Annotated in this window: 25 protein-coding genes; 11 read left to right on the forward strand and 14 right to left on the reverse strand. The window is 47.6% G+C overall.

Going from position 1 to position 26,438, the window contains the following annotated elements:
• Positions 1–269 precede the first annotated feature (269 nt).
• Complete coding sequence (locus tag HMPREF3091_RS16985; protein WP_070717334.1) at positions 270–905, forward strand: hypothetical protein; 636 nt, start codon at positions 270–272, stop codon at positions 903–905.
• A gap of 181 nt (positions 906–1,086) precedes the next feature.
• Here HMPREF3091_RS16985 and HMPREF3091_RS22935 read toward each other — a convergent pair whose 3' ends face one another.
• The 6 genes from HMPREF3091_RS22935 to folM all read right to left on the reverse strand — a co-directional run bounded on the left by HMPREF3091_RS22935 (position 1,087) and on the right by folM (position 6,755).
• Complete coding sequence (locus HMPREF3091_RS22935; protein ID WP_246840009.1) at positions 1,087–1,785, reverse strand: tetratricopeptide repeat protein; 699 nt, start codon at positions 1,783–1,785, stop codon at positions 1,087–1,089.
• A 36-nt stretch (positions 1,786–1,821) separates the two neighbouring features.
• On the reverse strand, positions 1,822–2,253 hold the full coding sequence (locus HMPREF3091_RS22940) for an SEL1-like repeat protein (RefSeq protein WP_246840010.1): 432 nt from the start codon (positions 2,251–2,253) through the stop codon (positions 1,822–1,824).
• Between the two features lie 101 nt (positions 2,254–2,354).
• Positions 2,355–3,842, reverse strand: a complete 1,488-nt coding sequence (locus HMPREF3091_RS16995; RefSeq protein ID WP_070717338.1) for a carboxypeptidase M32 — start codon at positions 3,840–3,842, stop codon at positions 2,355–2,357.
• 50 nt (positions 3,843–3,892) lie between these two features.
• Positions 3,893–5,221 (reverse strand): two-component system sensor histidine kinase RstB, encoded by a 1,329-nt coding sequence (gene rstB / locus HMPREF3091_RS17000; RefSeq protein WP_070717339.1) that lies wholly within the window; start codon positions 5,219–5,221, stop codon positions 3,893–3,895.
• 6 nt (positions 5,222–5,227) lie between these two features.
• Positions 5,228–5,941 (reverse strand): two-component system response regulator RstA, encoded by a 714-nt coding sequence (gene rstA / locus HMPREF3091_RS17005; RefSeq protein ID WP_004089761.1) that lies wholly within the window; start codon positions 5,939–5,941, stop codon positions 5,228–5,230.
• A 91-nt stretch (positions 5,942–6,032) separates the two neighbouring features.
• Positions 6,033–6,755, reverse strand: coding sequence for a dihydromonapterin reductase (folM, locus tag HMPREF3091_RS17010; protein ID WP_070717340.1), 723 nt, complete (start codon positions 6,753–6,755; stop codon positions 6,033–6,035).
• Between the two features lie 675 nt (positions 6,756–7,430).
• Between folM and HMPREF3091_RS17015 the strand changes: the two genes are divergently transcribed.
• On the forward strand, positions 7,431–7,853 hold the full coding sequence (locus HMPREF3091_RS17015; protein WP_070717343.1) for a hypothetical protein: 423 nt from the start codon (positions 7,431–7,433) through the stop codon (positions 7,851–7,853).
• Positions 7,854–7,947: 94 nt separating this feature from the next.
• Here the strand turns inward: HMPREF3091_RS17015 and HMPREF3091_RS17020 are convergent, their stop codons facing one another.
• Positions 7,948–9,339 carry an amino acid permease gene (locus HMPREF3091_RS17020; protein ID WP_008813481.1) on the reverse strand — a complete coding sequence of 464 codons (1,392 nt, stop codon included), beginning with the start codon at positions 9,337–9,339 and terminating at the stop codon, positions 7,948–7,950.
• A 136-nt stretch (positions 9,340–9,475) separates the two neighbouring features.
• Between HMPREF3091_RS17020 and HMPREF3091_RS23010 the strand changes: the two genes are divergently transcribed.
• Positions 9,476–9,607 carry a hypothetical protein gene (locus tag HMPREF3091_RS23010; protein ID WP_256385891.1) on the forward strand — a complete coding sequence of 44 codons (132 nt, stop codon included), beginning with the start codon at positions 9,476–9,478 and terminating at the stop codon, positions 9,605–9,607.
• Positions 9,608–9,619: 12 nt separating this feature from the next.
• On the opposite strand, the gene ydgH is transcribed toward HMPREF3091_RS23010, so the two are convergent.
• On the reverse strand, positions 9,620–10,570 hold the full coding sequence (gene ydgH / locus HMPREF3091_RS17025; RefSeq protein ID WP_070717346.1) for a DUF1471 family protein YdgH: 951 nt from the start codon (positions 10,568–10,570) through the stop codon (positions 9,620–9,622).
• A gap of 625 nt (positions 10,571–11,195) precedes the next feature.
• On the opposite strand from ydgH, the gene pntA reads away from it, so the two are divergent.
• Together pntA and pntB are read left to right on the forward strand one after the other, a co-directional pair.
• Positions 11,196–12,725, forward strand: coding sequence for a Re/Si-specific NAD(P)(+) transhydrogenase subunit alpha (pntA, locus tag HMPREF3091_RS17030; RefSeq protein ID WP_070717349.1), 1,530 nt, complete (start codon positions 11,196–11,198; stop codon positions 12,723–12,725).
• Between the two features lie 10 nt (positions 12,726–12,735).
• Positions 12,736–14,127: a Re/Si-specific NAD(P)(+) transhydrogenase subunit beta gene (pntB, locus tag HMPREF3091_RS17035; RefSeq protein WP_008813484.1), complete on the forward strand. Its 1,392-nt coding sequence runs from the start codon at positions 12,736–12,738 to the stop codon at positions 14,125–14,127.
• Positions 14,128–14,176: 49 nt separating this feature from the next.
• On the opposite strand, the gene HMPREF3091_RS17040 is transcribed toward pntB, so the two are convergent.
• Positions 14,177–15,436: an MFS transporter gene (locus tag HMPREF3091_RS17040; protein WP_004089739.1), complete on the reverse strand. Its 1,260-nt coding sequence runs from the start codon at positions 15,434–15,436 to the stop codon at positions 14,177–14,179.
• A gap of 193 nt (positions 15,437–15,629) precedes the next feature.
• On the opposite strand from HMPREF3091_RS17040, the gene HMPREF3091_RS17045 reads away from it, so the two are divergent.
• The 3 genes from HMPREF3091_RS17045 (at position 15,630) to bioD (ending at position 18,790) form a co-directional block, all read left to right on the forward strand.
• On the forward strand, positions 15,630–16,535 hold the full coding sequence (locus HMPREF3091_RS17045; protein ID WP_070717352.1) for a LysR family transcriptional regulator: 906 nt from the start codon (positions 15,630–15,632) through the stop codon (positions 16,533–16,535).
• A gap of 140 nt (positions 16,536–16,675) precedes the next feature.
• On the forward strand, positions 16,676–17,896 hold the full coding sequence (locus tag HMPREF3091_RS17050) for a sugar metabolism global transcriptional regulator Mlc (RefSeq protein ID WP_070717355.1): 1,221 nt from the start codon (positions 16,676–16,678) through the stop codon (positions 17,894–17,896).
• A gap of 228 nt (positions 17,897–18,124) precedes the next feature.
• On the forward strand, positions 18,125–18,790 hold the full coding sequence (gene bioD / locus HMPREF3091_RS17055; RefSeq protein ID WP_070717358.1) for a dethiobiotin synthase: 666 nt from the start codon (positions 18,125–18,127) through the stop codon (positions 18,788–18,790).
• A 10-nt stretch (positions 18,791–18,800) separates the two neighbouring features.
• Here the strand turns inward: bioD and clcB are convergent, their stop codons facing one another.
• Positions 18,801–20,078, reverse strand: coding sequence for a voltage-gated ClC-type chloride channel ClcB (gene clcB, locus HMPREF3091_RS17060; protein ID WP_070717362.1), 1,278 nt, complete (start codon positions 20,076–20,078; stop codon positions 18,801–18,803).
• Positions 20,079–20,225: 147 nt separating this feature from the next.
• Complete coding sequence (locus HMPREF3091_RS17065) at positions 20,226–21,614, reverse strand: cytochrome-c peroxidase (RefSeq protein WP_070717365.1); 1,389 nt, start codon at positions 21,612–21,614, stop codon at positions 20,226–20,228.
• Positions 21,615–21,955: 341 nt separating this feature from the next.
• On the opposite strand from HMPREF3091_RS17065, the gene HMPREF3091_RS17070 reads away from it, so the two are divergent.
• Positions 21,956–23,446, forward strand: coding sequence for an MDR family MFS transporter (locus HMPREF3091_RS17070; RefSeq protein WP_070717367.1), 1,491 nt, complete (start codon positions 21,956–21,958; stop codon positions 23,444–23,446).
• 52 nt (positions 23,447–23,498) lie between these two features.
• Here HMPREF3091_RS17070 and HMPREF3091_RS17075 read toward each other — a convergent pair whose 3' ends face one another.
• The 3 genes from HMPREF3091_RS17075 to ydfG form a co-directional block, all read right to left on the reverse strand.
• Positions 23,499–23,771 carry a DUF1161 domain-containing protein gene (locus HMPREF3091_RS17075; protein WP_004089722.1) on the reverse strand — a complete coding sequence of 91 codons (273 nt, stop codon included), beginning with the start codon at positions 23,769–23,771 and terminating at the stop codon, positions 23,499–23,501.
• Between the two features lie 44 nt (positions 23,772–23,815).
• Complete coding sequence (locus HMPREF3091_RS17080) at positions 23,816–24,163, reverse strand: DUF1283 family protein (RefSeq protein ID WP_172635521.1); 348 nt, start codon at positions 24,161–24,163, stop codon at positions 23,816–23,818.
• A 226-nt stretch (positions 24,164–24,389) separates the two neighbouring features.
• On the reverse strand, positions 24,390–25,136 hold the full coding sequence (gene ydfG, locus HMPREF3091_RS17085) for a bifunctional NADP-dependent 3-hydroxy acid dehydrogenase/3-hydroxypropionate dehydrogenase YdfG (RefSeq protein ID WP_004089717.1): 747 nt from the start codon (positions 25,134–25,136) through the stop codon (positions 24,390–24,392).
• A 90-nt stretch (positions 25,137–25,226) separates the two neighbouring features.
• On the opposite strand from ydfG, the gene HMPREF3091_RS17090 reads away from it, so the two are divergent.
• Together HMPREF3091_RS17090 and wzzB are read left to right on the forward strand one after the other, a co-directional pair.
• Positions 25,227–25,451: a hypothetical protein gene (locus HMPREF3091_RS17090; RefSeq protein WP_070717371.1), complete on the forward strand. Its 225-nt coding sequence runs from the start codon at positions 25,227–25,229 to the stop codon at positions 25,449–25,451.
• Entirely contained in the window at positions 25,441–26,403 is a 963-nt protein-coding gene (wzzB, locus tag HMPREF3091_RS17095) for an LPS O-antigen chain length determinant protein WzzB (protein WP_004089712.1), read from the forward strand. Before HMPREF3091_RS17090 ends, wzzB begins: the two co-directional genes overlap by 11 nt.
• Positions 26,404–26,438: the final 35 nt, after the last annotated feature.

The following is a 26,438-nucleotide window of genomic DNA, read 5'->3' on the forward strand; positions in this document are numbered from 1 at the left end:
AAACATTGTAGTGACTACACCAAACAATCTTCATTACTCACTGAATCCGATATCGCAATATATCGCCAGCGTACAATTTCCTTTTACTGCTGCTTCATTTTAAAATGGTTATGGCTGTGAATTTCATCACAATCAATCAGTTAGTTTAATTGCTGATGGTTTAATTTTGGATAATATTACCTGTGGCAATTCGCAATATATTCGTCACTATCGCTTCAAGTTCTGGCCTGATAAAATTACTTAGAGTAACAACTAAGGATAAATACTCCATGTCAGCCTTACTAAAACAGCTTCACGCTATGGCAATAAATAAGGTTCAGCCTCCAGATGAATTATTGGCATTATATAACTGGATAGAAGAAAATGGATTTATAGAAGAATATAATGATGGCTTTCTATATGGCAGAATTAGCCATGATTGGGAATATACGCCAGATATTACCTTTACTGCTTCCCATCAAGACAGTATTCATTATTGGTTTGATTTGCCGACCGTCACAGAGGAAATTGCATCCAGACTCGTGATTTTTGCAAGCAGCGGCATGGATGGCTCCATGCTGGGGATGTGGCTTGATGATGATAAACAGGTAAGGTTTGTGCATCTGGGCTCCGGTTCAGGCTCCATGCTTTGCTGCATAATCGCCAATAACGCGCGTGATTTTCTTTCGCTACTTGCTATAGGTTATGCGGAAATAGGCGATGTTCATGATTTCTCTTTACCGCCAGAAGAATTGGGTCACAAGCCTAAACTAAATACGTTATTTCTCGATTGGTTAAAACGGGAGTTTTACATTACTCGCCCCCGTAATGCTTCGTTGATCGTGAAGAGGCCTGCTGAAATAGGAAGCAAAACGACCAGGGATCCGTTTTGTCAGTGGTGCAATAAGCAGTTTAAAAACACTTAATTTATAAAAGCACTTAATTTATGCGAGATGTGATTTAAAGGGACTCTTTGGTTTATGAGCGCAAGAGTCCGCTGTTCGAGCATTAATTGAAGGTGAAGCATTATTTTTTATATCGTATATTTCCGATCTATTGCCAGTGACATCAGGTATGGCAATAGATCGATATAAACCCCTAAGATCGTTAATTTCCGTTTACTGCAATATAAAACGCCTTTTCTTTGGCATATATTGCTTTGGCTTTTTGTAAGTCAGAAGCCGACAGTTCTTTTTCAATGGCATCTCTTTCATCTCGGGAATCGGGAGTCGCGTCCATACCGAGAGAGCACCAAGACCAAGCGGTGATATTGTCTTTGGCAACGGTGATGCCGTTATGAAGATAGTGACCGGTGCGATATGCCGCATAGGTGTCCCCTTGAGCTGCGGCTTTTTGGTACCAAAATAAAGCGCGTTTCTGATTAAGCGGTTCCATTTCCTCATAAACTTGCCCTAAGGTCGTCTGGGCAGACATATTGCCATTTGAAGCGGCTCGCTCGAGCCATTTAACCGCTTGCTGGATATCATGCTTACGAATTAGCGAAAGGCCAACGGCCAATTGTCCTCGGTCGTAACCTTTATTGGCAGACTTCATATACCAGCTAAACGCAGCGTCATCATTGCCTTCGTTGTCGCGAATAAAATATCCAAGCTCAAGCATGGCCTCAGCAGAACCATTGTTAGCGGCCAACGTTAGCCACTCTTTTCTTAACTCAAGCTGATTTTTCATTAACATGAAAGGGTATTCTTTGAGAATGTCTGCAACTTCTAGCTGGCTGCTAGCATCGCCCGATTTTGCCCATATCGAGTACCAGTACAGCGACTTCTCAATATTTTTCAGTGGCATCCGTGCATAGATGCTTGCAAAACTTCTTTGTGCGGGTCAGTATCCTTGCTCGGCAGCGCGTTCAAACCAATCTTTGGCTTTTGGCTCGCTGCGTCGTGAGTAATTATTTTCGTAGTCGCGGTCTGCACTCAGGATCGTGCCGAAATCGTATTCTGATTTAGGGTCACCGCTTTTCGCTTTTTTTTCTATTTCGTTGTATCGATGACGCAGTGCTGTAAGGCGTTGGCTTCCTTCCTCTGAATGACCTAGCAGCACGGCTCTGTGATAATAAGTCAGCGCTTCACCCAGATTTTGCTCAACGCCTTCAGCGTTCTCGAAACGTTTGCCAAGCTCAAGGCTGGCCTGAATATCACCTTGGCCAGCCTTAATTTGTAGCGCTTTAATATCTTGAGAGGCTGCATTTACCGAGGGTGAGGCCAGTATTGTAATCAACAGCAGGTTGAGCAGTGACACTTTAGCTATTGCCATAATCGTTTTTCTTCCTTGAAAAATTAGATAAACCCAACAAAACGCGCCATTTTATCGAGATATCCATTGCTCATCTATCTACGCTGGCTTCAACCTTCTTTCTACCTGTCTAAATAACGCTGTTCCAAATGACGGCGGAAGAAGCTTGGATTGAGTGTTTCGCCGCTGGCATTTTTTATCAATGTGTCAGTGTCGAAACGAGAACCCTGTTGCCAGATATTCTGGCGTAACCAATCAGATAGCGGTGACAAGTCTCCGCGCAAAATCTGGCTGTTTAAATCTGGCAGCGCCACTTTAGCAGAGGCAAACAGCTGAGCGGCATACATCGCACCTAGCGTATAAGTCGGGAAATAGCCAAATGCACCATCGGTCCAGTGAATATCCTGCATACAGCCATCACGGAAATTATCTTTGGTGCTGAGTCCTAGGTAAGCCTGCATTTTCTCATCCCAGAGTTCTGGAATGTGCTGCACATCAATTTCACCCTCGATTAACGCTCGCTCGATTTCATAGCGAAGAATGACATGGGCAGGGTAGCTCACTTCGTCGGCATCGATACGGATATAGCCAGCTTCCACTCGCTGGTTGATGCTTTTGAAATTGTCCGGTTCGAAAGCAGGTTGATCGCCAAACGCTTTTTGTACGTAAGGGCGTAAAAACGCAAGGAAAGGCTCGCTACGTGCGAGTTGCATTTCAAACAGCAAACTTTGAGATTCATGAATTGCCGTCGAACGTGCCTCGCCAATCGGCTGCCCAGCCCATTGTTTTGGCAAGTTCTGTTCATATCGCGCATGTCCGGTTTCATGCACAATGCCCAGCAATGCGCTGAGAAAATCATTTTCAGTATAGCGGGTCGTAATGCGGACATCTTCAGGCACGCCGCCGCAGAAAGGATGCGCGCTCACATCCAAGCGACCATGATTAAAATCAAAGCCAAGCACTTGCATAATTTCTAGGCCGAGAGCGCGCTGTTTCTCTATGGCGAATGGCCCCTGCGCTGAAAGTGTTTTTTCTGTGCTTTGTTTTTCAATAATGTTTTTCAGTAAATCAGGCAGCCAGCTTTTTACATCCGCAAAAATAGCGTCTAAGCGGGCGCTGGTCATTCCTGGCTCATATAAATCGAGAAGAGCGTCGTAGCGGCTAACGTTATTTGCCTCAGCGCGGATTTGCGCTTCTTCACGGCTTAGCTCAACCACCGGCGCGAAATTTTTCACAAACCCAGACCAGTCATTGTCGGGGCGTTGAGTTCGCCATGCGTGTTCACATTTCATCCCCGCTAATGACTTGGCGGAAACAAACTGGTCAGGCAGGATCACCGCCTGCTGATATCGGCGTGCGATCTCGTGCAGGTTAGCTTGCTGAGCGGCATCAAGAGACTCATTTTTTGCCTGTTCAATCCAATCCGCTATCTGTGGAGCGGTTAGCGCTTGGTGCATGAGAACACTGAGTTCAGATAAGGCTTCGGCGCGAGCCTGACTCCCGCCAGAGGGCATTTGAGTCTGCATATCCCAGCCCGTTATAGCGGAAAGATGTGACAAGCGAGACAGGCGTGTAAACGTATCGCGTAGCTGATCGTAGGCTGTTGTCATCGTAGACTCCCTATATCTTGTGGCAAATAAACAAATTAAAAACGAGAAGATCAGTGGGTATGAGGTTGAGCGGCTTGTGTACCGACCGTCGGTAGTGTGTTGGTCTGACGGCGTGGCCAACTGAATAAGAATGATGCGCCGCCCAACAAACTGCCGCTAGCCGAGATGGTGCCTTGATAAGCTTGCGCAATGCTGTAGACGATGGCTAAGCCGAGTCCACATCCACCGGTTGCGCGATCGCGGCTTGGGTCAAGGCGGACAAAAGGCTCAAATATTCGCTCGCGCTCCTCAGGAGGAATACCTGGACCGTCATCTTCCACCTGTAAACATGCGTTATTGCCGTCAAACCATAACCCAACGCGTAGCCTTTTCTCGCTGTAGCGCAGCGCATTATTGACTAAATTATCTAGCACACGCTCCATCAAGCGTAGATCGACGGCGCCAAAATCGCCTTCATGGGGAATATCCAGCGTGATTTCATGTTCGGGATGAATCATCTGGATATCAGCAATGCGTTCGGCCAGCCATTTGGGTAGATCGATAGCTTCAAGATGGGTTTCCACCTGTGGGCGGTCGAGGCGCGCATAGGTTAAGAGTTCATCGATCAGGCCTTCGAGCTGTTCAATATCGCGATTTAACGCCGTTTGCTCTGATTCCGACAGATTGTCACTCATTGCTAGGCGATAGCGTAGGCGCACCAGCGGCGTACGTAGCTCGTGAGCAATACCGTCAATCAACTGCTTTTTACTGACGATCAGCGTATTGATATTGTCAGCCATTTGATTAAAGGCCACACCTAAACGATGCAGGCTAGAGGTGGTTTCAAAATGCGTTCTTTCCTCCAGATGGCCTTCACCCAAACGCTGAGCGGCATTTTCAAGCCGTAATAAATCCTGCCAATGCGGTCGCATCCAAAGAAACACGGGCAACGCAAGGGACAAACCGATAAACAGTAGCAGCGCCAAATCTAGCAGGCGCATTTCGTGCAGATAGAAAAGATAAGGAATAGGGCCAACCGCTAATACATAGTGGCTACGCGGTATGCGCTGAATAAAAGAATATTCGCTGTCTAACGCCACAATTTCGCCGTTACGTAGCTTCTTTTCAAGCTCAGGAGCTAACTGTCGTTTGCCTAGCGGTTCGATATGAAATTTGAAGGATAAATTCCAATCAAGTTTGTTGATGGTCTTATTCCAATCTCGCGGAGGGATCTCGCGCAGTTCGCTGCGGATCAGATAAAGCGAGCTTTTCATCAGATCGTCCATCGACTGGCGTCCAGCGCGCTCGGCAGTCACTTTATAAACGAGCCCAACCAGCATCGCCATGACCAAGAAACAGACGAACAACAGGAGATAAAATTGGACAAAAAGCTTTCTCATCGAGAGTTATTCCCACGCGTTTGGTGCAAACAGATAGCCCTTATTGCGTACGGTTTTGATCCGGAACGGCTCAGTTGCGCTATCGTCTAATTTACGCCGTAGGCGAGAGATCGCCACATCAATGCTGCGGTCCATACCGTCATAGCTGACACCACGCAGCGTTAGCAATAGAGCATCGCGATCCATGATGGTGCCTGCGTGTGTTGCCAGTTCCCACAACAGATCAAAATCTGACGTTGAAAGACTGATATTTTTATCTTTCAACGTGACTTGACGGTTAACGGGGTCGATACGTAACTGGCCAAAATGGATGCCGTTACGAGTGTTCGTTGGTAACGTTTCCGCCTCAGCAGTCAAAGTCTGATGTTGACGAAGGTGCAAGCGCAGGCGAGCCAACAGCACCGCCGGCGGCGTGGTTTTCAAAATGTAATCGTTGGCGCCCATTTCCAAAGACAGAATATGGTTCATATCACTATCTAAGGAGGTCAGTAGTACGATCGGACCTTTATAAACCGGTCGTAAATCGCGACACAGCGTCATCCCATCTTTGCCTGGCAGCATGATGTCGAGCAAAACTAAATCAGGATTAAGGCGAACAATCGTTTCCATCGCGGTATCGCCGCGGGGCTCGATGGTGACGTCAAGATCGTGCTTGCCGAGATAAGCGGCAATTAGCTGACCAACCTCTGGATCATCTTCAACGAAAACAATGTTGTTCATAACGATTCTTAAGCCTTAGCGTGAAGAAAAACTCATACGAACGGCGCAATCTGAGCGAGCGACCATTCGAAATAAACAGAAATGCAGCGCGTTACCGTAATGGTCGGCCACCATCAACGCTAATAGTACGTCCTGTAACAAAGCGACTGTTCAACAGAAACTCAATGGTGTTCACAATTTCTTGTTCACCGGGAGCAATTTTCATCAGTGATTTGTCCAAAGCCTTCTGACGGTAGTCCTCACCATCGAGGCTATTAAACATTATAAGGGCGGGGGCGATGGCGTTAACTTTCACTTCTGGCGCCAATTTAGCGGCAAAGGAGCGGGTCATATTGTCTAATGCGGCTTTGCTTGCCGCGTAGGCAATATGCTTAGCACTGCCTCGTTCCACGACATAATCCGTAATATGAATAATATCTGAGCCAGCCTCACCTTGACCAACCAGTAACGGTTCAAGTAACTGATTGAGCAAATAGGGGGTATAGACGTGAATCTGCAGCATTTTAGCCAGCGTATCTTCTGGCGCGATCTCGGTAGTCTCAGCAAGCCATGCACTGGCGTTATGGATGACAGCGCGCAGTTTTGGTGTACAGGATTTGATCTGCTCAGCAAACCGATAGATCTCTTGGGTTTGAGTAAAGTCTCCCTGAATACATATTGCACCCGCTTGACGTAGTCCATCTAATGCGGGGTATTCGCTGCGATAGGCGACAATGACAGGTGTCCCTTGTGCTAGCAATGCATGAGCTAACGCCAGCCCGATTCTGCGGGCGCCACCGGTAATCAGGATGGGGGCGTTATAGGCATTTGTCATGTGTCGGCTTCCTATGATCGTTAGCATTGCGCTCGAGTCGAATGTCGCCGCTGATTATGCCATCTGTCGCTATGGTTAACATAGAGAAACGTTTCAGATTATCAGACACGTGATTGAGGCCGTAATCACTGTTTTTATAGTGTTACGTGCGATTGGAATACATTAGTAGTAGTAATATCTACGTTAAAATAAAGGCTCTGCCGCAGAGTATAAAGTTTTATAAATATAAGTTTAATGAATTAAAAATTAATTTTATCTACTTTTATAAATACTCTGTTTAAAAATGATTTTATAACGGGACGTATGGTTTGCACTTTTAACCACTCGCAGGCACTCAGGCTACAGTACGAGGCCTGTCGACTCAGGCGGGCTGCGGCGAAAGAGAGATAAGTGATATTACTGGTATTATTAAGGTAATATATATGATGTTAATTTTGTAAAATGTAATTAACGATTAAGTTAATTTTTTAATGGGAAGATAAAATAATGCTGCGTCTATGATGATATTTATATTTCTTATATTAAGTTTCATTTTCTGTGTGGTTTTCTATTTAAGAAAGTGCCATTATGAATTGGCTGAATAATTAAAAAATATCTGCAGCACCTGCAAAACATCATTTTGATACAATTTTATCTGTGCGCTATGTCGCAATCCAAGTGAGGGAGGCTAAGGTAATGTCCGGTAATCATTCAACCGTAGAGGATAGAAAAGCGCTCTGTTTTGATTACACTCGGTTTCTATCGGCTTCCTGTAACAAGCACTGGGGTTTTATTGATGCCATCTATGGCGTTATGCCGCTGTTCGGTATGGTGACTCGCTCTCAATCAAAATCGATTGAGAATCTCAACGCGCAGATTCGTCAATTAGCAATGCAGGTTTTATCGACACAGGTCAGCGATGAGACCAATATCGTACGTCTGATCGAACTGGTCAAAAATCAGGGGCTTCAAGAGTTAGACATTCAGCTTCCCTATGCATTGGAAGATGAGCAACTCATGACCATACAGGCTGAGTGCCGAAATGCTGTCAGTATGACCCAATACGACGAGCGTTTGCATGTTGTGATTACGACGACGAAAGAGCCTAAGCGTAAATAGGTCATATGCGTTGCGCATAGCGTCTACAGAGACAAAACGGACAAAATAAAAAGGTGGCTGATTAAGCCACCTTTTTGCATTTCATTCTCAGTCGTTATCCAAACATAAACCAAGCAGCGGGGAAAGTTGCGAGTAACAGTAAGAAGATCCCCATACGTTCCATGCCGCACAGATCCTTTTTACCCTCTAGGCCTCGCCGAGCAAACATGAAGACTAGCAGCCCAGGCGCATACAGCATGACAGACATCAGAAGATGAGTGATACCGGAGGCATAAATCAGCCATAATCCGTACGCACAGGCACCATACGCGGCGAAGATAATGCGTTTATCCTGCTTCTGGCGAGCCACTTTCAGCAGAAATGCGCCCACTAAAAAGTAAGGCACGAGAATCATCTCGGATGCGATGGTTAGCAGATTATTGTAATTAGCACCGGTCAACCAAATAATAATCAGCGTGATTTGTACCGCGCCGTTAGTTAACCACAGTGATGATGCTGGCGCCTCTTTGCTGTTTTGCTTACCGAAAATTTTAGGGAAAGCGCCGTGCTGAGAGGCAAGGAACGGCACTTCGGCGGCCATGATAGTCCAGCTCAGATAGGCACCACAAACGGAGACAATCAGACCGGCAGCAATGATGATCTCGCCCATTGGCCCCATCATGTTAACCATCAAACCAGCCATCGATGGGTTGCGGATTTCAGCAAGTTCGGCACGAGGCATAACCCCCAGTGACAGCAGGGTAATCAGCAGATAAACCACCAGGGCAGAGATAACTGCCAACATGGTCGCCAAGCCAACGTCTTTTTTATGTTTGGCTCGAGCTGAAACCACCACAGCGCCTTCGACCCCAATAAATACCCACAGAGTGAATAGCATCGTGTCTTTAACCTGTTCCCAAACAGGAACGCCGAGCTTAACGCCGGTGAAATCTAGCTTGAAGGTATCGATCTTAAACGCCAGCGCGGCCAAAATGACGAATAAACCCAGCGGCAATAATTTCGCTAAGGTCGCCGCCAAATTAATTCCGGCAGCGGTTTTTACCCCTCGCAGAATCAGGAAGTGAACCACCCACAATAAAATGGATTCGCCGACGATGGCCTGCCAAGTGTTACCATCACCAAATACGGTGTGTCCGGCGGAGTCGGTGAAGAAGCTTAGCGCCGCAAAAACGATCACCAGATAGGAGACGTTAGCGATGACCGCACACAGCCAGTATCCCCACGCAGAGCAAAAGCCGATCAGCTCCCCAAAGCCTTCTTTCGCATAGGTGAATATGCCGCCGTCTAAGTCTGGGCGAAGGCGTGTGAGCAGCAACATGGCAAAAGCAAGGAATAAAATACCAACACCGGTGATCGTCCAACCGATCAGTAGCGCAGCTGGGCTGGCTACGGCAGCCATATTTTGTGGCAGACTAAAAACCCCAGCCCCCAACATAGAGCTGAGGACAAGAGCTGTTAAAGCGGTGAGTCCGAGTTTTTTTTCCAATGCAAAATCCTGAAAGCAGTTTAATTAACTGTTTGATAACATCTGGTTGGTTTAAATAGGGTTGTAGCCGTAAATAAACAAAACAATAAACCGTAAAAAGTGGCGCCGATTGTACGAGTTGAAGGATAGGGGTGCAATGGATGCCTATGCGTTTTTTGCAAAAAAATATGCAAAATGCATGAAGATCAATCCAAGCACGCCAATGACGAGGGCGTTCTTTGCAAGGTTGAATAAAAAAGGGCAGCCAGTGGCTGCCCTTGTGGCGTAATAATTTAAAAATTTACTTGAACAGATCAGCGCTAACCGTAAGGTTGCCACCGCTCTTGTTCTGCCACTGGCGCGTAATATGGTAGTACTTAGCGCCTTTTTTAGCGGCTCGTTTAGCAACTTCAGTTGAAACGTCAGTCATACTATTGAAGTGGCCAGTAAAGGTCACTGAGTCAAACGGAACCATCTGCGCAGCGGTTGTGTTATTCACTTCCTGAATCTCTGTTCCATCAGGTAGCGTTACGGTGTATCGCTTGCCGGTGGATGACTGGGTTTCGAAGAAACGACCAATACCCGCGCTTGGCGTTCCCGAAGACGCTACGCCTGGAATTTCTACGTTTGCGGCTGCCGCGCCGCCGGCAGCAAGTGCCGCTTTACCTGCTTCAGAATCCGCTGGAATGGCGTCGGGACTTTGCACCTGACGCTTAGGCGCGTCGGCTTTATAGATGTAAGCGGTGATGTACTGGTTGCCGCCACCGTTGGCATTGATTTGGCGAACAATAAAGAAAGAGTCAGCGTCTTTTTTCTTCGCTGCACGGCTAATCGCTTCGGTTACCTCAGGCTGGCTACGGAAGAAGCCGCTCACGGTCACGGTATCGTAAGGCTGCAGTTCGTAAGCTTCTGCTTTAGGCAGTTCTTTAACGCCATTGAACACGCGATATTGGGTGGTGTTCTTAACCGTTTCTGCATCTTTCTTATAAACGTCGGCCGTTACGCGCCAGTTACCGCCGTTATTGCTGTTGTTGATATCTTGGATATAGAAGTAGTCCGCACCCATGCTATCTGCACGACGAGAGATTGCGCTTGCTGCGTCATTAATCGCGTTAAAACGTCCGCTGATGGTGACTCGGTCAAATGGCTTTAGTTCGGAGGCTTTCTCTGGCGTTAGTTCTTGTGCCGCTTGAGCAGACAGCGCAGTAAGAGACAATAACGCTGATGCAATAATGGTGGTTTTCAGCTTCATAAAAAATCCTTTACGCCTTTTTTGCATTGACGAGTGTGGCAGGGAGTACTGTTTAGTCTTTCACAGTGTTTGCTGCACAATCAATCAGGGTGACAGTGTTTGTAAAAATAATGGGGCAGATTATTACATGTAATAAGTTGTCATGCCTCAGTAATTTATGCGTAGTCAGTGATATGGTAACTAAATCGCATTTTTATGCCATACGGATATAAACCAAAGAAATACATTGGAGAATCAGATTACCGCACCGGTGTTAAGTTTATGTTAACTACAAACTTCAATCGTCTGATTTAACTGAATGAAAGTGCAAATGTGATGAATCTCTGCTCAGATTTTTTTCGGTAAAATCAATGCCATGAGTTCGGTTTTTACAATCGTTTTACTAATAACATACACAGAACGATAATTTTTATTAAATATATCCGTCAAGTGCATGGGAATAGTGGATCATCAACTCTATTTTCAGTAGGTTATAGGTAGCTATCAGTACCTCAAATGATAGGCGTTTTGTTATTGGCAATACGCCTTGTAAAAAAGGTTTAGCAAACATTGAGCTGTAAAGCTCTAACGGTCATCGCTCCTTCAGGATGACGCTCATCTTATTGACAGGTGAAAAGGGAAGATTATGCGTATTGGTATACCCAGAGAGCGGTTGGCCAATGAAGCCCGTGTAGCAGCTACGCCGAAAACGGTAGAGCAGCTACTCAAATTGGGTTTTACCGTGGCCATCGAAAATGGTGCCGGCAAATTAGCCAGTTTCGACGATGCGGCGTTCCAGCAAGCTGGCGCTGAAATTGTCGGCTATGAAGATGTTTGGCAGTCCGACGTCATTTTAAAAGTCAACGCGCCAGAAGATGAAGAAATTGCTCTGATGAATCCGGGCAGTACATTAATCAGCTTCATCTGGCCCGCGCAAAATCAAGAGCTGCTACAAAAACTGGCAGAACGTCAGGTTACCGTAATGGCTATGGACTCGGTGCCGCGTATTTCACGTGCCCAGTCGCTAGATGCGTTGAGTTCAATGGCCAACATCGCTGGCTATCGCGCTATTGTCGAAGCAGCACATGAGTTTGGTCGTTTCTTTACGGGGCAAATCACCGCAGCGGGTAAAGTACCACCGGCGAAGGTGATGGTTATCGGCGCTGGCGTTGCCGGTTTGGCTGCGATTGGTGCCGCCGGAAGCCTTGGTGCAATTGTTCGTGCATTCGATACCCGCCCAGAAGTGAAAGAGCAGGTTCAGAGTATGGGCGCAGAATTCCTCGAGTTAGACTTCGAGGAAGAAGCGGGCAGCGGCGATGGCTATGCCAAAGTGATGTCTCCAGCCTTTATCAAGGCTGAGATGGAACTGTTTGCTGCACAGGCTAAAGATGTCGATATCATTGTAACGACGGCGCTTATCCCAGGGAAACCTGCACCACGGTTGATCACCAAAGAAATGGTTGAATCGATGAAACCGGGTAGCGTGATTGTCGATCTGGCTGCGCAAACCGGTGGCAACTGTGAACTGACCGTTGCGGATACCGTGACTGAAACGCCAAACGGCGTGAAAATTATCGGCTATACCGATCTGCCAAGCCGTTTACCCACCCAGTCTTCTCAGCTTTATGCGACGAACTTGGTGAACTTACTCAAGCTTCTGTGTAAAGAAAAAGACGGTACGTTGAACGTTGATTTCGATGACACCGTGATTCGCGGCGTTACCGTGGTTAAAACCGGTGAAATTACCTGGCCTGCGCCACCGATTCAGGTTTCAGCGCAGCCTAAAGCCAAAGCTGCCGAGCCTGTTGCCGCTAAAGAGCCAGAGAAACCGGCCTCCCCATACAGAAAGTACGCCATATTGGCCGTTGCTATTATCCTGTTTGGTTGGCTGGCGAATGTTGCACCAAAAGAATTCCTTTCTCACTTTACCGTCTTTGCGCTCTCTTGCGTGGTCGGGTATTACGTGGTTTGGAACGTCAGCCATGCGTTGCATACACCGTTGATGTCGGTGACCAATGCGATTTCAGGGATCATTGTCGTGGGGGCCGTACTGCAAATCGGTCATGGCGGCTGGATCACTTTCTTCGCGTTTATCGCCGTGCTGATTGCTAGCATTAACATTTTTGGTGGATTCACCGTGACTCAGCGCATGCTGAAAATGTTCCGGAAGAACTAAGGGGTAACACATGTCTGGAGGATTAGTTACTGCAGCATATATTGTTGCCGCAATCCTGTTTATTTTCAGTCTGGCGGGTTTGTCTAAGCACGAGACATCCAAGCAGGGCAATATCTTCGGCGTTGTCGGGATGGCTATCGCGCTGATCGCAACCATTTTCGGCCCTGATTCCAGCAACGTAGGCTGGATTATTGTCGCCATGGTTATCGGCGGTGCTATTGGTGTTTATCTGGCAAAGAAAGTCGAAATGACCGAAATGCCAGAGCTGGTTGCCGTGCTGCACAGCTTTGTCGGTTTAGCCGCAGTGCTGGTTGGCTTTAACAGCTTTATCGAACACCAGCCGGGCTCAATGGAACATGTGATGGAGAATATCCATCTGACCGAAGTGTTCCTTGGCATCTTCATCGGTGCGGTAACCTTTACCGGTTCAATCGTGGCGTTCGGTAAACTGCGCGGCACGATTTCATCAAAACCATTGATGTTGCCAAATCGTCACAAGCTCAATCTGGCTGCGTTGGTTGTTTCTTTCCTGCTCATGGTATGGTTCGTGAATACCGGAAGTACCAGCGTACAGGTCATGTGTGTACTGCTGATGACGATCATTGCGTTAGCCTTCGGCTGGCATCTAGTGGCGTCTATCGGTGGGGCGGATATGCCGGTTGTGGTATCAATGCTGAACTCCTACTCCGGTTGGGCAGCGGCTGCGGCTGGCTTCATGCTGAGTAACGACCTGCTTATCGTAACGGGTGCTTTGGTCGGTTCTTCTGGTGCCATTCTGTCTTACATTATGTGTAAGGCGATGAACCGTTCATTCTTCAGCGTTATTGCCGGTGGTTTTGGTACGGATGGTTCTTCTACTGGTGAAGATCAGGAGATGGGCGAATACCGTGAAACGACGGCAGAAGAAGTTGCTGAACAGCTGAAAGGCTCTTCATCGGTCATCATCACCCCAGGTTACGGCATGGCTGTGGCTCAGGCTCAATATCCCGTTGCTGAGATTACCGCTAAGCTTCGCGCCATGGGCGTAAAAGTTCGCTTTGGTATTCACCCCGTCGCAGGGCGTTTGCCGGGGCACATGAACGTATTATTAGCTGAAGCCAAAGTGCCGTATGACATCGTGCTGGAAATGGACGAAATCAACGATGACTTTGCAGACACCGATACCGTTTTAGTGATCGGCGCGAACGATACCGTTAACCCAGCCGCGATGGAAGATCCACGCAGTCCAATCGCGGGTATGCCTGTACTGGAAGTATGGAAAGCGCAAAATGTTATCGTATTCAAGCGCTCGATGAATACCGGTTACGCTGGCGTTCAAAATCCACTGTTCTTTAAAGAGAACACCCAAATGTTGTTCGGCGATGCCAAAGCGAGCGTTGAAGCTATTCTGCGCGCGCTGTAATCACCGTTAGTTGCAGGTATCAAGGGCCGCAGATGCGGCCCTTTCTTATTTATATACGTCTTGCTTCGGGTAAGCGTTTTAGAGAACGACTGATCCAAATGGCGAGTAATAACATCACGCCGAGAAATATCACAATGCCGTTCCAACCATACTTATTCCAGAATACTCCCCCCAGCGTTCCCGCGACGCTAGAGCCCGCGTAATAACAAAATAGATAGAGAGAGGATGCCTGACCTTTGGCACGGCGAGCACGGCGGCCGATCCAGCTACTTGCTACGGAGTGCGCGGCAAAAAAACCGGCGGTAAACAGCATCATTCCGATAAAAATAGCCACCAACGGCGCGAATAGGGTAATAAGTAACCCGATCAGCATAATGGATATCGACACCGTCAGAACCGGACCACGGCCAAATTTACTGGTCAGTGCGCCTGCCTTGGGGGAACTATAGGAGCCGGTGAGATATACGACCGATAAGAGTCCCACAAAGGCTTGGCTAAGAGAATATGGCGTGCCAAGCAGGCGATAGCCAATATAATTAAACAGGGTCACAAAGCTTCCCATCAGCAGGAAACCTTCGGCGAAAAGAAGTGGCAGTCCACGGTCATGCCAGTGCAAACGGAAGTTGATAAGCAACGTCCGTGGGCGAAGTGAAGTTGCGCGGAAGTGTTTAGAGGCCGGAAGGATTTTCCAGAACATAAATGCAGCCGCGAGTGCGAACAACCCAATGATGGCGAGAGCGATTCGCCAAGAGAAGAAATCGGTCAGTACACCGCTAACTAATCGTCCACTCATTCCGCCAATTGAATTACCGCTGATATAAAGCCCCATAGAGAAAGCCACCACTGCGGGGTCAATTTCCTCACTCAAATAGGTCATCGCCACTGCTGCAACGCCGCTGAGCGAAAGCCCAACCATGGCGCGCATAATCAAAATTCCATGCCAGCTAGTCATCATCGAGCAAATCAGTGTGCAAATCGCCGCCAACAGCAGCGCGGTGACCATCACCTGTTTGCGCCCAATGGCGTCCGATAACGGGCCGGTAAACATCAGGCCAACGGCAAGGAGGCCCGTAGACACAGAAAGAGAAAGGCTACTGCTGGCGGGCGAAATGCCAAAGTCGTGCGACAACACCGGCAGAATAGGCTGCACGCAATACAGCAGGGCAAAAGTCGCGAGACCGGCGGAGAAAAGCGCAAGAGTGACGCGAATAAACTGCGGCTGTCCACGTTCTATATAGGGGAGTTTGTTTAATGTACGACGCGTTGGCGCAGCAGAAGGCGTTGAGGCCGAGCCAGCTTGAGGCTGCATACTTTCAGCCGAAGGGGTATCCACTCTGTATCCTTACCGAAAATATCGGGTGTAACGGTTAACCAGCTCTACTGACCTTATTAATGTGCGGTAGCTCACAACGGCTGATGTAAATTCAGCATAGGTATCTGCCATTTTATTGTCTAATATATTAATAAATACAAATGAGACTTTAAAAGTATCAATCAAGAAAATGCGTATAGAAATCAGACACCTTAAATACTTTATTGCGGTGGCAGAAGAGTGCCATTTTGGCCGCGCCGCAGAGCGGTTGAATATTTCTCAACCCCCACTAAGCCAGCAAATTCAATACCTTGAACAAGAAGTCGGGGCACGCTTATTAGCACGCACCAATCGCAGCGTGAGTCTGACTCAGGCTGGGGAGCTGTTTCTCAAGGAGTGCTATGAAATCGTTAACCATCTTTCACAAGCGGCAGAAACGGCGGCGCGAGCGCATCGCGGTGAGTTGGGGAGCCTGAAAATTGGTTTTACCTCTTCAGCCCCGTTTATTAGCCAGGTCGCCAGCAGTTTGTTTTCTTTCCGGCAACGTTATCCCTTGGTGCATATGCAAATGCGTGAGGTGAACACTAAGCAACAAATCGAACCGTTGTTGGAAGGGAAGTTAGATCTCGGCGTCATGCGTAACACTCGTCTCCCCGACACCCTGGTGCATCAACTCTTGTTACGTGAGCCACTGGTTGCCGTTTTGCATAAAAATCACCCGCTAGCGGCGGGGGAGCATAAGCCGCTTAAATTTAGCGATTTAGCCCATCAGCCTTTTGTTTTTTTCTCACGCGAAGTTGGGACGGCGTTGTATGACGAGATTTTAACCTTACTGCTCAATGCGGGGATTACGCCCTACATCACGCAAGAAGTCGGAGAGGCGATGACGATTGTTGGCTTAGTGTCAGCAGGGTTGGGCGTTTCGATTTTGCCCGCATCTTTTACTCGCATCCAAGTGGATGGCGTCTGCTATCGGCCCTTGGATGAAGACAATGCTTTCACTGAAGTTTGGTTAGTTTACAACAAGAATAGGGCATTAACCGCGCAGGCAACGGCCCTAATCGCGTTAATGCTCTCTCAACAGCAGATAAAATAATCGAAAATAAAGTCTGTGTAGCTGAGCTTATTTGTGCGCTAAATCACATAACGAATCAAATAGTTGACGCGTTTCCACAAAACCGACACCATAGCATTAATATTTATTTAGAAGCGTGAAAAATAAGCAGGAGTAGGTCGGTGATAGCTGAAAGCCAACCGGGACATATTGATCAAATAAAGCAGATAAATGCAGGGGCGGTATACCGCCTAATTGATCAACATGGCCAAATTTCACGCATTGAGTTATCAAAACGCGCTCAGCTAGCCCCGGCCAGTATCACTAAAATTGTGCGCGAACTGCTTGAAGCTCATCTGGTGCAGGAAACTGAATTTCAGGATCTCGGTAGCCGTGGGCGTCCTGCGGTGGGTTTAATTCTGGATACGGTCGCTTGGCACTATCTCTGTGTACGCGTTGGACATGGCGTCATGACGCTAGCACTGCGTGACTTAAGCAGTAAATTGGTTGCGGAAGACGATATAGATCTTCCGGCTCAGGCCGAACAGCCGCTGCTTGAGCGCATCATTAATGAAATCGATCAGTTTTTTATTCGGCATCAAAATAAATTAGAACGCTTGACCGCTATTGCAATAACGCTTCCGGGGTTAATTAATTCCGCCAAAGGCATGGTACATCGCATGCCATTTTATGCTGATGTCTGTGATATGCCTCTTGGCCCAGAACTAGAGCAACATACGGGACTACCGGTATTCCTGCAGCATGACATATGTGCATGGACAATGGCCGAATCCTTGTTCGGTGCAGGGGAAGGCTGCGGCAATATGATTCAGGTTGTGATCGACCATGATGTTGGCGCGGGTGTGATTACCGATGGGCGTTTGCTCAATGGTGGGCGTCATAGCGTTGTTGAAATTGGCCATACTCAGGTCGATCCATACGGCAAACAATGTTATTGCGGAAATCATGGCTGCCTAGAAACCGTCGCGGGGCTTGATCATATTCTGGATCTGGCTCAGCAGCGTTTACCTCTTTCTCCCTCGTCGCTGTTACATAATGGCCCCATTACCATTGACGCTATCTGTCAGGCCGCGATGCAGGGCGATCAGCTGTCTAAAGATATTATTAGCAGCGTCGGTAATAACGTCGGTCGTATTTTGGCTATCATGGTAAACCTGTTTAACCCAGACAAGATTTTAATTGGCTCACCGCTCAATCAGGCAAGCGCAATCCTTTTTCCTTCGATTAATGCGGCAATCCAACAGCAATCTCTCCCGTACTATGCTCAAGGCTTGAACGTCGAGGCGACCCGTTTCCGTAATAATGGCACCATGCCAGCTGCCGCTTTGGTCAAAGAGGCGCTGTATAATGGGTCATTGCTGGTTCAGTTACTTCAAGGTTGATTTTCCGCCTACATTTCTTCGGCTACACACCTTTCTATTTCATACCTCTATTTTGGTATAAATCGCGATATTTCATGAATTTGTCCGCTCGATAAACAAAATATTGAGCTAACGCAAGCTGCCGCTTTGCTGCTTCGCCTAGACTTTTCTCTATTCTTGACGGTGGAGGAGAGTGATCACTCCACCAATTTTTTGTATTTTTGTCGGAGTTTCTCCGGAGTAATATTCATGTTAAAGCGTGTTTTCGTCACAGGAACTGACACTGAAGTAGGTAAAACCGTCGTTTCTCGTGCTTTACTGCAATCCATCCATGCTTCTGGCGCTACTGCTTTAGGCTATAAACCTATTGCCGTTGGTAGCGAAGAAACCCCGCAAGGACTGCGTAATAAAGATGCGTTAACATTGCAGGCATCCTCTTCGATTCCATTGACCTACGACGAAGTGAACCCCATCACGCTGCAGGAAGAAATTGCTAACGCGTATACGGGTGAGGCACTGGACTACAGCTTGATGAGCCGCGGCTTGCAGAATTTGAGCTGCAAAGCGGAGCATTTGGTCGTTGAAGGAACTGGCGGATGGCGTGTATTAATGCAAGATTTGCGTCCACTGTCTGAATGGGTGGTGCAAGAGCAATTGCCTGTCATTTTAGTGGTGGGGATTAAGCTGGGTTGTATTAGTCATGCGATCCTCACAGCACAAGCGATTATCAACGATGGTCTGCCGTTTGCTGGCTGGATTGCTAACCGAATCAACCCAGGCCTGTCTCATTATGCGGAAACGCTGGAAGCGCTGCGTCAAAAACTGCCTGGGCCACAGTTAGGCGAGATTCCCTATCTGTTCCGCCCTGAAGAGAAAGATCTTTCTAAATATATCGATCTCTCACCGCTAAAATAACGAACGCTTTTTATTTTCGATATACCGACCCTGCCCGCAGCCAGCGAGATAGGGTCGTTGCTAGCACACATGCTAGTAGCAATCCTGGAAGCAGGGTGTATTCTCCCGTCATCTCAAACACCATCAATGCAGACATCACCGGCGCGTGGGTGGTTGCTGCCAATAGCGTTGCCATGCCTGTTAGCGCCATCAATAACGTAATATGCTGGCCCATCTCAGGCCAAATGGCACAGACCTGTCCCACCAACGTCCCCAACGCGGCACCAATAAACAGCGTGGGTGTGAATACGCCACCGGGAGCCCCCGATCCGCTACTGGCTAATATAGCCACCAGCTTACAGATCAATATGGCGGCGATAAGCAACACACCGGGCGGTGCTGTTAATAGTGACTGCACCACGCTGTAGCCATTCCCCCAGACTTCTGGAAATAGAATCGATAGTCCCCCTACAATTAACCCGCCAAGCGCCAGTTGCAACGGTGGCGGCAGGCGCAAGTGATGGAAGAAATTGCTGCTGTATTGCATCAGCATTAAAAAGAGGGGGCCTGCAAAACCCGCGATAATGCCCAGCACAGCCATGAGTACGTACTGAATAGGCCACGGCGCAGTCAGAATTTGTACCTGATAGAGAGTTTCTTGCCCGCCATTCAGCAAATTGCTCATTAACAACGCGCTAACGGCGGAGATCACCACGGGGCCCAGCGACGCCAACATCAGAGAACCGAACAGGATCTCGGCGATGAATAGGCTACCGGCTAACGGCGCATGATAAGCGCTAGCCATACCGGCGGCGGCACCGCAGGCGACCCACAGTTTCCACTCTTTAAACGGAGTGAAATAGCGGGCGAATATTGAAGCAAACAGGGCGGCTAACAGGATCATCGCCCCTTCGCGACCAATGGCACTGCCGCTGGAAACTACGATAAGCGAAGCAAGGCTTTTAACCAGACTTGCGGATACATCTAAACGACCATCGCCAGCATCAAAAGCCTCCATATAATCGGTGGGGGCTGAAGGGCGCTGGTGCTGATATTTCTGGAATAGCCACAAAATACAACCGGCTACCAATCCCCCAAGTGCTGGCGTAAGCAAGCGCCGCCATAATGGCAGATCGGCAGCAGCGGCCACTAAGCTTCCGCCACGACTACCGAGAAATAGCCATTCAAGCTGAAGCATCGCCTGATGAAATAACCAAACGACGGTGGCAGCAGCAATACCGAGGATCATTGAAATAACCAAACGGCGTAGCATGAGTTGATAATGTTGCATATGAATCAAACGTTTCATGCGTGGTGAAGTCATATTGGCCGTGGGTTTCCGTCGCAGTATGCACAGGCGATTTCGGCTGCGCTATTCAGAAGAGTATTGCCAGTTTAAGGGTTTTATCTACAGGAAGAAACTGTGCTGCAATCATGCAGCACAGTCAGTCAGAGGCTAGTGAATGGGATAGGGGGTATAAACCCCATTTAGCGATTCAAGGAAGGCGACGATATCATTCACATCTTGCTGTGGAAGCGTGGTGCCTACCTGATATTTCAGCATCAGTTTTACAGCTTCATCAAGCGTCGGAACGTCACCGCGATGGAAATACGGTGCCGTCAATGCAACGTTACGTAGCGTCGGCACTTTCTGACGGAAACGATCGCGCTCACCTTGGGTTACGTTCAGACGACCAATATCCGCACTAGTCACTTGACCGAAAGCGAAATCTTGTTTCAAGCCAAGTGGCTCAAACGCCTGGCCGCCCAAAATTTTACCCGTATGGCAGGTAGCACATTTGTTATCTTTAAATAGCTGATAACCATGTAGCTGTTGAGCCGTTAGCGCCTTATCTTCACCGCGAAGATAGCGGTCAAACGGACTATCCGGTGTGATTAGCGTTTTCTCAAATTCAGCAATCGCATCGGTGATGGTATCGCCAGTAAAGCCTTCAGGATAAACCGCCGTAAACTGCTGTTTTAGCGCCGCATCTTGATTAAGTTTGCCCGTAATCTCATCCCAAGACTTAGATGCCATCTCGATTGGATTCAGTGGTGGGCCTCCTGCCTGCTTTTGTAAATCAGGTGCTCGGCCATCCCAGAACTGTTCAACGTTGAAAACTGCGTTAAACACTGTCGGTGCGTTGATGGGGCCCACTTCACCGCCGACGCCAATCGAGGTTTGTCGCCCATCAACACCGCCAGCGCCTAACTGGTGACAATGTACGCAGGCGATAGAGTTATCACCAGATAAACGCGGATCATGATATAAGCGGAAACCTAAAGCCACTTTATCAGCCTGAACAGGGATCGACCGTGGCAATGGTTGAACGGGTTCGTTCATTAACGCGGGAGACATGTCTTTGGCCGCATAGTATTTAATACGCTGATCTTTGACCCAGTCTAGAATGCCTTTGCTTTCTTCTTCACTGAGAGAGCCAGCCCAATGCAAAGCGGTATAGCGAGTAGGTGGCATCGTATTGTGCTGCATTACCCATTCCACTTTAGCGATATCTCCCTGTGGCGGAGGGGTATCATGGATCAGGCTGTTGCGGATTGGCGTGAGATCAAACGACTTGTAGCCCAGATTGATATCGTATTCCATTAATTGCTTCGCAATCGGGAACTGTGAATAAAACGGTAACTTCGCCGATGGCGTATGACAGTAGTCGCAGCCTTTCTCACTCAACGTTTTCAATACCGCAGCATTCTGCGCTGAGAGCGATGCTTGCTCAGGCATGGTGATGCGCTGTTTGTCATGGTAATAAACGTATCCCGCCAGACCTAGGTATCCCACAACGCCCACCGTCGCAGCAATCCCTAAAACTTTGGTTATTTTTATCATGTTAAAACTCCATTTCAGAGCATGAAATAGGAGCGCGTCTGCGATGGACGCAATCCTCAGAGGGCCAAAATTGGCTTACTCATAGTGCGGGTTACAACCTGCCTCTTTATTGACCACTATCAATGATATGGGCAGGGGGTGCCTATCGTTAGAATAGGATTTAACAATCAATTGAATTTAGGTATATGTAAAACATATGTGTGACAGTGTCACAATTTGGAGTTAAAACCGACTTATTTTGCAATCTCATTCGCATCCTTGCACCGCTCATCATCCACCTTTTATTATTCATGCTACTGTAACAGGCTAGCTATACGTATTATTTCAGATGAGGCAGCAGTATGGTGGAACAGGTTGAACAGCAACATGGGCAGCGCGGTATCGTGTTAACAGCCTGCATGCTTGCCACATTTATGGCTGCGGTTGAGGTAACGATTGTTTCTACTGCCATGCCAACCATCATCGGTGATTTAGGCGGTTTTTCACTATTAGGCTGGATGTTTGCGGCGTATCTGCTGACTCAGGCGATATCTATTCCGATCTACGGACGTCTGGCCGATCTCTACGGCCGCAAAAGCATGTTTTACATTGGCGCATCGCTGTTTTTGTTGGGATCCGTACTGTGTGGTTTTGCCAACAACATGCTGTGGATGATTATTTTTCGCGCGATACAGGGCATGGGGGCAGGTGCAATCACGCCAATTGCCTTTACCATCGTTGCTGATATTTATTCGCCGTCAGAACGCCCTAAAATTCAAGGGTATCTCTCCAGCGTGTGGGGAGTATCCGCTATTGTGGGTCCGCTGATGGGCGCCTTTATTGTGCAGCATTTTAACTGGGCTCTGGTTTTTTGGGTTAACGTTCCCATTGGACTTACGGCCATGTACTTATTGTGGCGTTACTTCCCAGAAACACTCCAGCCACGAGTCCATCCGTTGGATATCGCGGGTACGGCTTGGCTAACCATTGCTGTGGCATCGCTTTTAGTTGCGCTGCTTCAGGCCGATATTCTGGGGTACTGGGTGGTGCCGTTGCTGTTGATAGCCTCTATAGCGTCATTTTTCCTGTTACGCCAAGAGAGAAGAGCAATCGAGCCGCTTTTTCCACTCGAGTTATGGCGGAATAAAGTCATTGTGGCAGGTAATATCGGCGGCTTAGTTGTGGGGGCCTCGATGATGGGGGTTGCTGCGTTTTTACCTACTTTTGTGCAAGGTGTCATGGGCGGCACGCCACTGCAAGCGGGAACGACTCTGGCCATGATGTCAATTGGATGGCCGATCGCCAGCGCGCTGAGCGGTCGCATGATGCTCCGTACCTCGTATCGGACGACGGCGCTATTTGGCAGCATATTATTGATTACCGGAAGCCTTGTTCTACTGATGCAGCAGCCTAATAGCGGTCTACTGTGGGGGCGCATCGCCGCCTTTATTATCGGCTGCGGTATGGGCATGACTAACACCACATTTTTGGTTTCGGTACAAAACATTGCGCCGCCAACCATGCGAGGTATTGCTACGGCCTCAACGGTGTTTACTCGGATGCTGGGTTCAGCGCTAAGCACCGCGGTTCTTGGTGCTACGTTAAACTTGAACCTCGACTGGCGATTGCCCGATATTCACGACCCAGTGCAGAAATTAATGAGTCTACATAGAGAGGGTTTTATTGCTGACTCCGCAATGCAGCATCTAACGGAACAAGTCGCCGCATCACTTCATTGGGTTTTCATGGCTGCCGCAATACTTTCACTTTTTGCGCTTATTACCGCTTGGCTTATTCCAGCAAAATTAAAGCCACAGAGTACGCCAAATGTGGAGTTAGAGAGTGAGTGTTAGATGTAAAAAAGGCTGCAATATGCAGCCTCTTACCTTTAGTTCTTCATTGAGATCATTGCGCGGCAGGGGCTGCGGTGCTCTCATCTTCATTGCCATTGGTACGCTGATAAATAATCTTCTGCGTATCGTTTTCGCAATGGCCGACAACCTGTCCACCGCTAGATTCCGCCTGATCGTTTGGCACGATATCCAGCGTAAAGCCTGACTCAGGCACGCCATTATTGATAATCTTTTGGCTAATATCGGCTTTGACGGTTTCACAGGATGCCTGAGCAGCCAATGGAATCGCGCCTAACAGCATGATGCCAATCAGTGATTTCTTCATGAAATATCCTCCAAGTTTCCTAAGGGTAGACTCGACTTCAACGCTTATGGATTAAGCGGGCGACCGGTATTTCTATCTAGGCAACGTTGGGTGTTGGGCTCCCAGTAAGCGTTGACGTTAAGGCTTTTCTCACATGCATCCTGCAAATCAACCGCTTTATCGAATTTATCGAACTGTTTCTCAACGCGTGTGTTCACCTTATTACGCAAAGAGCGAGTATCATCCCATTGCTCTTTTTGCTGGCGCGCATCTTCCTTCGTCAGCGAGTTATCTTGACCGCCGCTTGAGCCGAATACACACGTGCTGCCTGATGCACAAGAATCAGCCAAGGCAGATGCTTGCCAGCCGCCCATAATGAGTGCTGCCGCTAAAGGCATCCAACGAGCGGCCATCTGTAATTTTTTTAGTTTCACGTAGTTATCCTCATTTTTCCATGACCGAATTTCTCGATCACCACACGCGATATAAAGACACTATAACACCCGATCAGTTTCGCTGATAGTTTGTATAAAGACCGGTTGCGGTGTGGTTTAGTGAAAAGAGAGAAAGGCAGATAAAGCTAAACTTCAACGATTGATACAGGCGTTCAATGCAAAAGTTTAGCTTGTTATCTGATGCTTAACCGCGGTAAACGGAGAGCGGGGCGAAGGACTGACTCACTGGCATCATTTCAATGGTGTTGATGTTGACATGTGCTGGCAGCGTTGCAACCCAATATACAGCTTCAGCAATGTCTGCAGCACTGAGGGCATTGGCGTTTTCATAGGTTTTACCAACACGCTCATTATCACCTTTGAAACGCACGTTTGAGAACTCAGTGCCGCCAACCAGACCGGGTTCAATATCGCTAACGCGCACTCGAGTTCCGTGTAAATCAGCACGTAGACCCAAACTGAACTGTTTTACAAATGCTTTGGTGGCGCCGTAAACATTACCCCCAGCGTAAGGCCAATTCGCTGCCGTTGAACCGATATTGATAATGTGTCCAACATTGCGCTCAACCATATCAGGTAGGATTGCGCGGGTCATATTCACTAAACCTTTAGCATTTGTGTCAATCATCGTATCCCAGTCATCAATATTTGCTTTGTGTGCAGGCTCAAGCCCCAGCGCTAATCCAGCGTTATTGACCAAGACATCAATGCGACGTTTCTCAACAGGGAGGCTTTCCAGCGCTTGTTGGATGGCTGCGCGATTCCGTACGTCTAGCTGCAGAATTGTTAGTGCATCACCCAGTTCATCTTTGAGCTTTTCGAGGCGTTCCAAACGGCGACCGGTTGCAATGACATGATGTCCATTCTTGATAAATTTGCGCGTGATAGCTTCACCGAATCCTGCGGTAGCACCGGTTACAAATATATTCATTTCAAATTGCCTCGTTGAGTTAGCCTAAAATACAGTTCATTCAATCTACCAGAAGCACGTTAAATTGCTATTGCGGTTCGTAGAAAAATAATGGCTACCTATACTTACAAATACGGAAAAATCTTAGATGAAATAAAGGTGGAACAGCGTTTTGTCCGATTGAGTATCGATAAGGTATTTAGTACTATCAGCGGTCATATTCGTGCGCGATATATCAACCGCCAGCTATGGGTAATGGCGATATATTATTTGGTAAAAGAACAAATATTAGCTAGAACAATTAATAATATGTATGGGAAATCCTATGAGTTTTGAGCAAAAAAACAACAGCGATGAGATTGATCTGATCGATCTGCTGCTACAGCTATGGAATGGAAAGAAGACCATCATTGCCGCGGTGTGTATTGCTATTGTTTTAGCTATCGGATACATCGTCATCGCAAAAGAGCAATGGACGTCAACGGCGATAATAACACCTCCACAGCTAGGTCAATTAGCCGACTACCCAACGGCAGTTGCTGTTATTGACCCTTCAAATAGTAAAGATATTAGCAATGATGTATTCGCTAATTTCGTATCACGTATGTCGGCGGAAACTCTAGCGTTTATGCCTGAAAAGCCGTTAGATATTAAACCGACAAATTCAGGCAGCAAAGACTCCTTCACCGTAAGCTTCAGTGCAGAGACGCCAGAAGAAGCTCAAAAATCACTGTTAGCGGTGCTGAACAAGGTCAATAAGGAAACATCTAGCAGTTTTTATTCTAATGCAAGCAAAGCGCTACAAGTGCGAATGGATGCTATTAACACCTCACTAGATGCCCAACTTCAAACCGCCGAGGCTAAAAAGAATCGTCGTCTGACGGCATTAACAGAAGCGCTTAAAGTCGCTGAAGCGACTGATACAAAAAATGTCGCGGTTAAAGAAGTGAACGGACTGTCTGATGATATGCTATTTATGCTCGGAGAATCTGCTCTAAAGACATTAATAAATAACGAGTCAAGCTGGCCGCTATATTTAAGTGATAGCTATTACTCCAACCGTGAAACGTTGCAAGCACTGCAGAAAATTAAGCTAAGCGATACGGGTAATGATAAGTTTGAGGCATTCTCGTACTCGCAGAAGCCTTCGTTACCTATGATCAAAGATGCGCCAAAGAGAGCACTGATTCTCATTCTGTCTGTTTTACTTGGCGGATTGATTGGTGCGGCGATTGTTTTGGTAAAAGGCTTCTTGCGTAATATGAAGGATAAGAATCAAGCGGCATAATGCCGAGCGTTTAAGTTGATTGAAATTTGAACGTA

The organism is Hafnia sp. HMSC23F03 (assembly GCF_001816025.1).
GTDB lineage: Bacteria > Pseudomonadota > Gammaproteobacteria > Enterobacterales > Enterobacteriaceae > Hafnia > Hafnia paralvei.

Excerpts from the sequence above, each read along its gene's own strand:
- HMPREF3091_RS16985 (WP_070717334.1), top strand. The coding sequence starts at position 270 with ATGTCAGCCTTACTAAAACAGCTTCACGCTATGGCAATAAATAAGGTT.
- HMPREF3091_RS22935 (WP_246840009.1), bottom strand. The coding sequence starts at position 1,785 with ATGCCACTGAAAAATATTGAGAAGTCGCTGTACTGGTACTCGATATGG.
- HMPREF3091_RS22940 (WP_246840010.1), bottom strand. The coding sequence starts at position 2,253 with ATGGCAATAGCTAAAGTGTCACTGCTCAACCTGCTGTTGATTACAATA.
- HMPREF3091_RS16995 (WP_070717338.1), bottom strand. The coding sequence starts at position 3,842 with ATGACAACAGCCTACGATCAGCTACGCGATACGTTTACACGCCTGTCT.
- rstB (WP_070717339.1), bottom strand. The coding sequence starts at position 5,221 with ATGAGAAAGCTTTTTGTCCAATTTTATCTCCTGTTGTTCGTCTGTTTC.
- rstA (WP_004089761.1), bottom strand. The coding sequence starts at position 5,941 with ATGAACAACATTGTTTTCGTTGAAGATGATCCAGAGGTTGGTCAGCTA.
- folM (WP_070717340.1), bottom strand. The coding sequence starts at position 6,755 with ATGACAAATGCCTATAACGCCCCCATCCTGATTACCGGTGGCGCCCGC.
- HMPREF3091_RS17015 (WP_070717343.1), top strand. The coding sequence starts at position 7,431 with ATGTCCGGTAATCATTCAACCGTAGAGGATAGAAAAGCGCTCTGTTTT.
- HMPREF3091_RS23010 (WP_256385891.1), top strand. The coding sequence starts at position 9,476 with ATGGATGCCTATGCGTTTTTTGCAAAAAAATATGCAAAATGCATGAAG.
- ydgH (WP_070717346.1), bottom strand. The coding sequence starts at position 10,570 with ATGAAGCTGAAAACCACCATTATTGCATCAGCGTTATTGTCTCTTACT.
- pntA (WP_070717349.1), top strand. The coding sequence starts at position 11,196 with ATGCGTATTGGTATACCCAGAGAGCGGTTGGCCAATGAAGCCCGTGTA.
- pntB (WP_008813484.1), top strand. The coding sequence starts at position 12,736 with ATGTCTGGAGGATTAGTTACTGCAGCATATATTGTTGCCGCAATCCTG.
- HMPREF3091_RS17040 (WP_004089739.1), bottom strand. The coding sequence starts at position 15,436 with ATGCAGCCTCAAGCTGGCTCGGCCTCAACGCCTTCTGCTGCGCCAACG.
- HMPREF3091_RS17045 (WP_070717352.1), top strand. The coding sequence starts at position 15,630 with ATGCGTATAGAAATCAGACACCTTAAATACTTTATTGCGGTGGCAGAA.
- bioD (WP_070717358.1), top strand. The coding sequence starts at position 18,125 with ATGTTAAAGCGTGTTTTCGTCACAGGAACTGACACTGAAGTAGGTAAA.
- clcB (WP_070717362.1), bottom strand. The coding sequence starts at position 20,078 with ATGAAACGTTTGATTCATATGCAACATTATCAACTCATGCTACGCCGT.
- HMPREF3091_RS17065 (WP_070717365.1), bottom strand. The coding sequence starts at position 21,614 with ATGATAAAAATAACCAAAGTTTTAGGGATTGCTGCGACGGTGGGCGTT.
- HMPREF3091_RS17070 (WP_070717367.1), top strand. The coding sequence starts at position 21,956 with ATGGTGGAACAGGTTGAACAGCAACATGGGCAGCGCGGTATCGTGTTA.
- HMPREF3091_RS17075 (WP_004089722.1), bottom strand. The coding sequence starts at position 23,771 with ATGAAGAAATCACTGATTGGCATCATGCTGTTAGGCGCGATTCCATTG.
- HMPREF3091_RS17080 (WP_172635521.1), bottom strand. The coding sequence starts at position 24,163 with ATGGCCGCTCGTTGGATGCCTTTAGCGGCAGCACTCATTATGGGCGGC.
- ydfG (WP_004089717.1), bottom strand. The coding sequence starts at position 25,136 with ATGAATATATTTGTAACCGGTGCTACCGCAGGATTCGGTGAAGCTATC.
- HMPREF3091_RS17090 (WP_070717371.1), top strand. The coding sequence starts at position 25,227 with ATGGCTACCTATACTTACAAATACGGAAAAATCTTAGATGAAATAAAG.
- wzzB (WP_004089712.1), top strand. The coding sequence starts at position 25,441 with ATGAGTTTTGAGCAAAAAAACAACAGCGATGAGATTGATCTGATCGAT.